Origin of the sequence: Kitasatospora sp. MBT66, assembly GCF_000710405.2 — a bacterium.
Classification (GTDB): Bacteria; Actinomycetota; Actinomycetes; order Streptomycetales; family Streptomycetaceae; genus Kitasatospora; species Kitasatospora purpeofusca.
The window spans coordinates 702,889-709,675 of record NZ_JAIY01000010.1 but is presented as its reverse complement, the minus strand read 5'-3'; the positions used below and the strand labels follow the sequence as shown (position 1 = coordinate 709,675).

Here is a 6,787-nt window from a genome sequence, read left to right as displayed (position 1 = left end):
GGACACCGCCGCGCTGGACGCCGAGGCGGCCCGCAAGCTGGCGCTGACCGGTTCCGCCGCGACCGGGGTCGGGCACACCGCCTGGCCGTGGGTGGCGCTGCTGGGCGGGCTGCTGCTGGCACTGGCCGGCTTCCTGACCGTCCGCTACGGGCGCGGCTGGCCGGCCATGGGCAGCCGCTACGAGGCGCCGACCGGTGGGGCGCCGGTCCGGCGTTCGGCGGCGGCCGAGACCCCGGCGGACCTGTGGAAGGCGCTGGACCGGGGCGAGGACCCGACCGCGCGGTGAGCCGGGCGGAGCGGGTCGCACTGTGACGCGATAGACCCGCCACCCGCTTTGGGCCGCCGCTGTACGGCCCGGCACAATGGAGACGTCAACCCGCCAGGGGCCCGCAGGCCCGGCCGGGGCCCCGAGAGCGTAGGAGCACCATCTGATGTCTGCAGGAACGAAGGCCGCCAGCGGCCACACCGTCGCCGCCTGGACCGGCGTGACGATCTCCTTCATCGGCTTCGCCATCGCGGGTGTCGCGATGATCCTGCCGTCGGTGCTGCTGGTCTGGGGCGGCCTCGCGGTCGTCGTGCTGGGCGGCGTGGTCGGCAAGGCCATGTCGATGGCGGGCATGGGCGCGCAGCCGAGCGCCCACGTCTACACCCCGGAGGAGCAGGCGGCGCTGGCCGGCAGCGCGGCCTGACCCGGTCGGACCTCCTCACGTGAACGGCGGGCGGCAGGCCCGCCGTTTCGTTTCTCCCGCGACGGCGCCGGGAGGGGCACAATCATGGGCGTGAACGCCGCCCCCGCCCCCACCGCCGCCGCCCGGCCGTCCGGCCCCCGCCGGCTGGTTCCGCCGCTGGCCGCCGCGGTCGCCGTGGCCGTCCCCGCCGGGTACATCGCCGCGGTGGACCCGAACAACCCCGGGCACTACCCGGACTGTCCCTTCCTCGCGGCCACCGGCTGGTGGTGCCCGGGCTGCGGGGGGCTGCGCTGTGTGCACGCGCTGACCCACGGGGACTTCAACGGGGCCCTGCACGACAACGCGGTGGCGGTGCTGCTGTTCGTGGTGCTGGCGGTGCTCTGGGCGCGCTGGCTCTGGGCGGCGCTGCGCGGACTGCCCGGGCCGCGGCTGGCGCTCGGGCCCCGGCGCTGGGTGCTGGTGGCGCTGTTCGTGCTGGTCTTCACGGTGGTCCGCAACCTGCCGGTCGGCGCCGGTCTGGCCCCGCCGTCGGTCTGAGCCCGGTCCCGACCGGTCCGAGTCGGTTCGAGCCGGTTCGAGTCGCGGAGCGCCCGGGCCTTCCCCCGGCGGTGCGGCCGGGCGGGGTGGCGGAGCGGTGAAGGCGCAGGCCGGAGCCCCCGGACGGTGTCCGTACCACGAGACGCGCGCCGGGCGGATGCGCTGTGCGCCCCCCCGTGCCGATACCATCGAAGGGCCGGAGGCCCATTGGCCCCGGCTCCTCGCCAGTCAGTACCGGCAAATCATGATGGGGGCGCCCGAGTGAGTGTGCTCGACTCGATCGTCGAAGGGGTCCGCGAGGACCTCGCCGAGCGACAGGCCCGGGTCTCGCTGGACGAGCTCAAGGAGCTCGCCGCCAAGGCCCCGGACGCCAAGGACGGCGTGGCCGCACTGCGCGGCGACGGCATCCGGGTGATCTGCGAGGTCAAGCGCTCCAGCCCGTCCAAGGGCGCGCTGGCCACGATCGCGGACCCGGCCTCCCTGGCGACCGACTACGCGGCCGGCGGTGCCGCCGCGATCAGCGTGCTGACCGAGCAGCGCCGCTTCGGCGGCTCGCTGGCGGACCTGGACGCCGTCCGCGCCGCCGTGGACACCCCGCTGCTCCGCAAGGACTTCATCGTCACCGCCTACCAGCTGTGGGAGGCCCGCGCGCACGGCGCCGACCTCGCGCTGCTGATCGTCGCGGCCCTCGAGCAGCCGGCCCTGGTGTCGCTGATCGAGCGCGCCGAGTCGATCGGCCTCACCCCGCTGGTGGAGGTGCACGACGAGGAGGAGATCAAGCGCGCGGTGGACGCCGGGGCGCGGATCATCGGCGTCAACGCCCGCAACCTCAAGACCCTCGAGGTGGACCGCAACACCTTCGGCAATGTCGTCCACGCGATCCCGGACGGCATCGTCAAGATCGCCGAGTCCGGGGTGCGCGGTCCGCTGGACGTGATCTCCTACGCCAACCTGGGCGCGGACGCGGTCCTGGTCGGCGAGTCCCTGGTGACCGGCAAGGACCCGCGGGCCGCCGTGGCCGACCTGGTCGCGGCCGGCGCCCACCCGGCGATCCGGCACAAGGACTGATCCCGCCGCCATGAAGATCGCCACTCGTCTCGCCCCCGGCTGCCGCCCGCGCGGCTGCCGCGCGCCCGCGCGCCGGGTGCTGGGGCGGCGGGTGCGGTACGTCATCGGCTGCGAGCCCGGACAGGTCCCCGGGAAGCGATGGCGTCCGACGTCCGGCTGACCGCAGCCATCAGACGTCACGTCATCCGTCGACATCACCCCGAAGGACTTCACCATGTCCGAAAAGTCCGAGAACCCCTCCGCGGGGCCCGAGCGGGACCACCTGCCCGGCACCGAGGTGCCCGACGCGCGCGGCTACTTCGGCGCGTACGGCGGCCGCTTCATCCCGGAGGCGCTGGTCGCCGCCGTGGAGCAGGTCGCCGAGGAGTACGAGAAGGCCAAGTCCGACCCGGCCTTCGCCGCCGAGCTCGACGCGCTGCTGAAGGACTACACCGGCCGCCCCAGCCCGCTGACCGATGTGCGGCGGTTCTCCGCCGAGGCCGGCGGCGCGCGGATCCTGCTCAAGCGCGAGGACCTCAACCACACCGGCTCGCACAAGATCAACAACGTCCTGGGGCAGGCCCTGCTCACCAGGCGGATGGGCAAGACCCGGATCATCGCCGAGACCGGCGCCGGCCAGCACGGCGTGGCCACCGCCACCGCCTGCGCCCTGTTCGGCTTCGACTGCACCATCTACATGGGCGAGGTCGACACCCAGCGCCAGGCGCTCAACGTCGCCCGGATGCGGATGCTGGGCGCCGAGGTGGTCTCCGTGACCTCCGGCAGCCGGACGCTCAAGGACGCCATCAACGAGGCGTTCCGCGACTGGGTCGCCAACGTCGACTCCACCCACTACCTGTTCGGCACCGTGGCCGGCCCGCACCCGTTCCCGATGATGGTCCGGGACTTCCACCGGGTCATCGGGATCGAGGCGCGCCAGCAGGTGCTGGACCGCACCGGCCGGCTCCCCGACGCGGTCGTGGCCTGCGTCGGCGGCGGCTCCAACGCGATGGGCATCTTCCACGAGTTCATCCCGGACGCCGGGGTGCGGCTGATCGGCTGCGAGGCGGCCGGCGAGGGCGCCGAGACGCCCAAGCACGCCGCCACCCTGACCAAGGGCGACCCGGGGGTGCTGCACGGCTCCCGGACGTACGTGCTGCAGGACGAGGACGGCCAGACCATCGAGTCGCACTCGATCTCGGCCGGCCTCGACTACCCGGGCGTCGGCCCGGAGCACGCCTGGCTGAAGGACACCGGCCGGGCCGAGTACCGCCCGGTCACCGACGACGCCGCCATGCAGGCGCTGCGGCTGCTGTCCCGCACCGAGGGCATCATCCCGGCCATCGAGAGCGCGCACGCGCTGGCCGGCGCCCTGGAGCTGGGCCGCGAGCTCGGACCCGGGGCCACCGTGCTGGTCTCGCTGTCCGGCCGCGGCGACAAGGACATGCACACCGCCGCCGAGTACTTCGGCCTCTACGACGAGCCGGGCGCCGGCTCCGCCCACGGGGGTAAGTGACCATGGCTTCCAAGCTCAGTGGCATCCTGGCCGCCGCCAAGGCGGAGGGCCGCGCCGCGCTGATCGGCTACCTGCCGGCCGGCTTCCCGTCCGTGGACGGCGGCATCCGCGCCGTCGGCGCGCTGATCGAGGGCGGCTGCGACATCGTCGAGATCGGCCTGCCGCACTCGGACCCGGTGCTGGACGGCCCGACCATCCAGACCGCGGACGACATCGCGCTGCGGGGCGGGGTGCGGATCAAGGACGTGCTGCGCACCGTCCAGGAGGTGGCCGCGGCGCACCCCGCCGCGGCGGTGCTGGTCATGACCTACTGGAACCCGGTGGACCGGTACGGCGTCGCGCGGTTCGCCGCCGACCTGGCCGCGGCCGGCGGGGCGGGCTGCATCCTGCCGGACCTGCCGGTGGAGGAGTCCGTGGAGTGGCGCAAGGCGGCCGAGGAGCACGGTCTGGACACCGTGTTCGTGGTCGCGCCGAGCAGCAAGGACCGCCGGCTCGCGGAGGTCACCGCGGCCGGCAGCGGTTTCGTGTACGCGGCCGCGGTGATGGGCGTGACCGGCAGCCGGGCCCAGGTCGGCGACCTCGCCGAGGACCTGGTCGCCCGGACCAGGGCCACCACCGAGCTGCCGGTCTGCGTCGGCCTCGGGGTGTCGACCCGTGAGCAGGCGGCGCAGGTCGCCGGGTTCGCGGACGGCGTCATCGTCGGTTCGGCCTTCGTCCAGCGGATCCTGGACGCGGACGGGGACGAGGGGGCCGCGCTGGCGGCGGTCCGCGAGCTGGCCGGCGAGCTGGCGCAGGGCGTTCGCCGCAGCTAGATCCGCTTTCGGTTCTGTCACCGACGGCCCGTCATCTCCTCGGAGGTGGCGGGCCGTCGGCGTTCCCCCGGGCGCGGGCGGCCGGTCGGACCCGAACGGGTGAACACTGCGGGGCGCGCGCATCAGCGGGGGTTGACCGGCGTTGAGTGGAGGGACGAGTGCACGAACCACGCGCCCCCGGGGGCGCGGGAGCGAGCGGAAGGGGTCGGCCGATGCCCGGTCTTCAGCGAGCCGTGCTGCTACGGGCGGCCGCGGCCGCGCTGGCCCTCGGCGCCGCGCTCGGGGCGCAGGCGGCGGTCGTCCCGGCCCTGGCCAAGAGGGGGGTGGAGCGGGCCGAGCGGGACGCCTACGTGTGCGCCGAGGCGGTCCGGATGGAGGCGGTGGTCCGGGCCGGCCGCTCGGACCCGCAGGGGCGGCCGGCACTCCTCGGCGACGGCCGGTCCGAGGCCGGGAGATCCGAGGCCGGGAGATCCGAGGCCGGGAGGTACGGGCCCGGGAGGTACGAGGTCGACCGGTACGACCTGGGGTGGCCGCCCGGCTGCGACCCGACCACTCGTTAGGGTGAAACCGGGTCAACAACTATCAATGCTCACTCTTTCGGCTTAACTCGCGAAACCGGAGGAACCCGGCGTCACCGTCGGCGGTTCATAGGGCGTGACGGTGTTTCCCGAGGGGGTTGTCCGGATGGCCGGGCCGGTGACGGAGTGGGTCGGTACGGCGGCCCGGTTGGGCCTGGCCGTGGTCTGGGGCTGGGCGGGGCTGGCGAAGATCGCCGACCCGGCGGAGGCCGCCCAGGCGGTGCGCGCGTACGAGATCCTGCCCGAGGCGCTGGTCAAACCGGTCGGCCACGGGCTGCCCTTCCTGGAGCTGGCGCTCGCGCTGCTGCTGGTGGTCGGCCTGGGCACGCGCCTGGTCGCGGCGCTCTCGGCGGGGCTGCTGCTCGCCTTCATCGCCGGGATCGCCTCCGCCTGGGCGCGCGGCATCTCCATCGACTGCGGATGCTTCGGCGGCGGCGGGGCGGTCGACTCCTCGCAGACCGAGTACCTGCAGGAAATCCTGCGCGACACCGGGTTCCTGCTGCTGGCCGGCTGGCTGCTCCGGTGGCCCCGCACCAAGTTCTCGGTGGACGGCTGGCTGGCGCGCTGAGCGCCCCGTCCTCCCACCGCACCACCCCCGCCCCCGAATCTGGAATGTCCAAGGCTGATGAGCGAGAAGAACCGAGAAGGCAAGCGCACCGCCCGCGAGCGGATGCTGGCGGACCGGGCCGCGGACGAGGCCCGCGGCCGGAAGAAGAAGAAGCTGATCATCGGCGGGGTGGCACTCGCGGTGATCGCCGCCGCCGTGGTCACCGGCGTGGTGGTGCAGGACCAGCGCTCCAAGCCGGAGACCCCCACCGCCGCCCCGGCCGGCACCATCGGGGACAAGAACCTGGTGATCCCGGTCGGCTCCGACAACTCGCCCGCCGTCCTCACCGTCTACGAGGACCCGCGCTGCCCCGCCTGCGGCACCTTCGAGCGGGAGTTCTCCTCCACCATCAGCCAGCTCGAGGACGCGGGCAAGATCTACACCAACTACCACATCGTCTCGTTCATCGACCGGGCCGTGCCCGGCAAGGGCTCCCGCTACGGCGCCAACGCGCTGGCCTGCGCCCAGGACGCCGGGCACTTCCGCGACTACCACGACGTGCTCTACCGCAACCAGCCGGACGAGACCAGCGACGCCTTCGGCGACAAGGCGACCCTCATCAGCCTCGGCAAGCAGGTCAACGGCCTCGACACCCCCGCCTTCGAGGCCTGCGTCAACAACTCCACGTACAGCGGATGGGTGTCGGCGGTCCAGCAGGACTTCGACAAGTCGAGCTACAAGTCCACGCCCACCGTGCTGCTCAACGGACAGCCGATCTACCCGAAGTACAACAACGAGGAGATCACCCCGGCGAACCTGGTGAAGTGGGTCGACGCCGCCAACCAGGGCAAGACACTGGGCACCCCGGGCACCCACGGACAGTCGCCGGCCCCCACCAGCACCGCCTCGGAGAGCAACAACCCCTCGCCGAAGGCCGGCTGAGCCGGACGCCCGCGCCGCGGCCGCCGCCGTCCCCTCCCCGGCCGGAGGGGGCGGCGGCGGGCCGTGCACCGGGCGCGCGCCGATCGGTGCACCGATCTGTGCACCGACTGTGACCCGCC

The 6,787-nt window shown here is 73.8% G+C and carries 10 protein-coding genes; all 10 read left to right on the top strand.

Annotated features, from left to right (window positions below; genetic code table 11):
- Positions 1 to 286 (top strand): Trp biosynthesis-associated membrane protein (locus tag BI06_RS27865; protein ID WP_043472349.1); only part of this gene is annotated, 286 nt, incomplete at its 5' end.
- Positions 287 to 431: 145 nt separating this feature from the next.
- A complete protein-coding gene (locus BI06_RS27860; RefSeq protein ID WP_030391401.1) occupies positions 432 to 689 on the top strand; it encodes an HGxxPAAW family protein in 258 nt (85 codons plus the stop codon).
- 84 nt (positions 690 to 773) lie between these two features.
- The gene (locus tag BI06_RS27855; RefSeq protein ID WP_030391400.1) at positions 774 to 1,226 is read left to right on the top strand and encodes a DUF2752 domain-containing protein; all 453 of its coding nucleotides are present in this window, start codon (positions 774 to 776) and stop codon (positions 1,224 to 1,226) included.
- 261 nt (positions 1,227 to 1,487) lie between these two features.
- Entirely contained in the window at positions 1,488 to 2,294 is an 807-nt protein-coding gene (gene trpC, locus BI06_RS27850; protein WP_030391399.1) for an indole-3-glycerol phosphate synthase TrpC, read from the top strand.
- A 10-nt stretch (positions 2,295 to 2,304) separates the two neighbouring features.
- On the top strand, positions 2,305 to 2,454 hold the full coding sequence (trpM, locus tag BI06_RS55595) for a tryptophan biosynthesis modulator TrpM (RefSeq protein ID WP_369826235.1): 150 nt from the start codon (positions 2,305 to 2,307) through the stop codon (positions 2,452 to 2,454).
- Positions 2,455 to 2,508: 54 nt separating this feature from the next.
- Complete coding sequence (trpB, locus tag BI06_RS27845; protein WP_051741986.1) at positions 2,509 to 3,789, top strand: tryptophan synthase subunit beta; 1,281 nt, start codon at positions 2,509 to 2,511, stop codon at positions 3,787 to 3,789.
- Positions 3,790 to 3,791: 2 nt separating this feature from the next.
- Entirely contained in the window at positions 3,792 to 4,601 is an 810-nt protein-coding gene (gene trpA, locus BI06_RS27840) for a tryptophan synthase subunit alpha (RefSeq protein ID WP_030391397.1), read from the top strand.
- A gap of 212 nt (positions 4,602 to 4,813) precedes the next feature.
- Positions 4,814 to 5,161, top strand: a complete 348-nt coding sequence (locus tag BI06_RS27835; protein WP_043472347.1) for a hypothetical protein — start codon at positions 4,814 to 4,816, stop codon at positions 5,159 to 5,161.
- A gap of 94 nt (positions 5,162 to 5,255) precedes the next feature.
- Complete coding sequence (locus BI06_RS27830) at positions 5,256 to 5,747, top strand: MauE/DoxX family redox-associated membrane protein (protein WP_233290307.1); 492 nt, start codon at positions 5,256 to 5,258, stop codon at positions 5,745 to 5,747.
- A gap of 57 nt (positions 5,748 to 5,804) precedes the next feature.
- A complete protein-coding gene (locus tag BI06_RS27825; protein WP_030391394.1) occupies positions 5,805 to 6,668 on the top strand; it encodes a thioredoxin domain-containing protein in 864 nt (287 codons plus the stop codon).
- The last annotated feature ends 119 nt before the right edge of the window (positions 6,669 to 6,787 follow it).

What these genes read in the sequence shown, in the direction of transcription:
- BI06_RS27860 (WP_030391401.1), top strand. Translation starts at nt 432, where the DNA reads ATGTCTGCAGGAACGAAGGCCGCCAGCGGCCACACCGTCGCCGCCTGG.
- BI06_RS27855 (WP_030391400.1), top strand. Translation starts at nt 774, where the DNA reads ATGGGCGTGAACGCCGCCCCCGCCCCCACCGCCGCCGCCCGGCCGTCC.
- trpM (WP_369826235.1), top strand. Translation starts at nt 2,305, where the DNA reads ATGAAGATCGCCACTCGTCTCGCCCCCGGCTGCCGCCCGCGCGGCTGC.
- trpB (WP_051741986.1), top strand. Translation starts at nt 2,509, where the DNA reads ATGTCCGAAAAGTCCGAGAACCCCTCCGCGGGGCCCGAGCGGGACCAC.
- trpA (WP_030391397.1), top strand. Translation starts at nt 3,792, where the DNA reads ATGGCTTCCAAGCTCAGTGGCATCCTGGCCGCCGCCAAGGCGGAGGGC.
- BI06_RS27835 (WP_043472347.1), top strand. Translation starts at nt 4,814, where the DNA reads ATGCCCGGTCTTCAGCGAGCCGTGCTGCTACGGGCGGCCGCGGCCGCG.
- BI06_RS27825 (WP_030391394.1), top strand. Translation starts at nt 5,805, where the DNA reads ATGAGCGAGAAGAACCGAGAAGGCAAGCGCACCGCCCGCGAGCGGATG.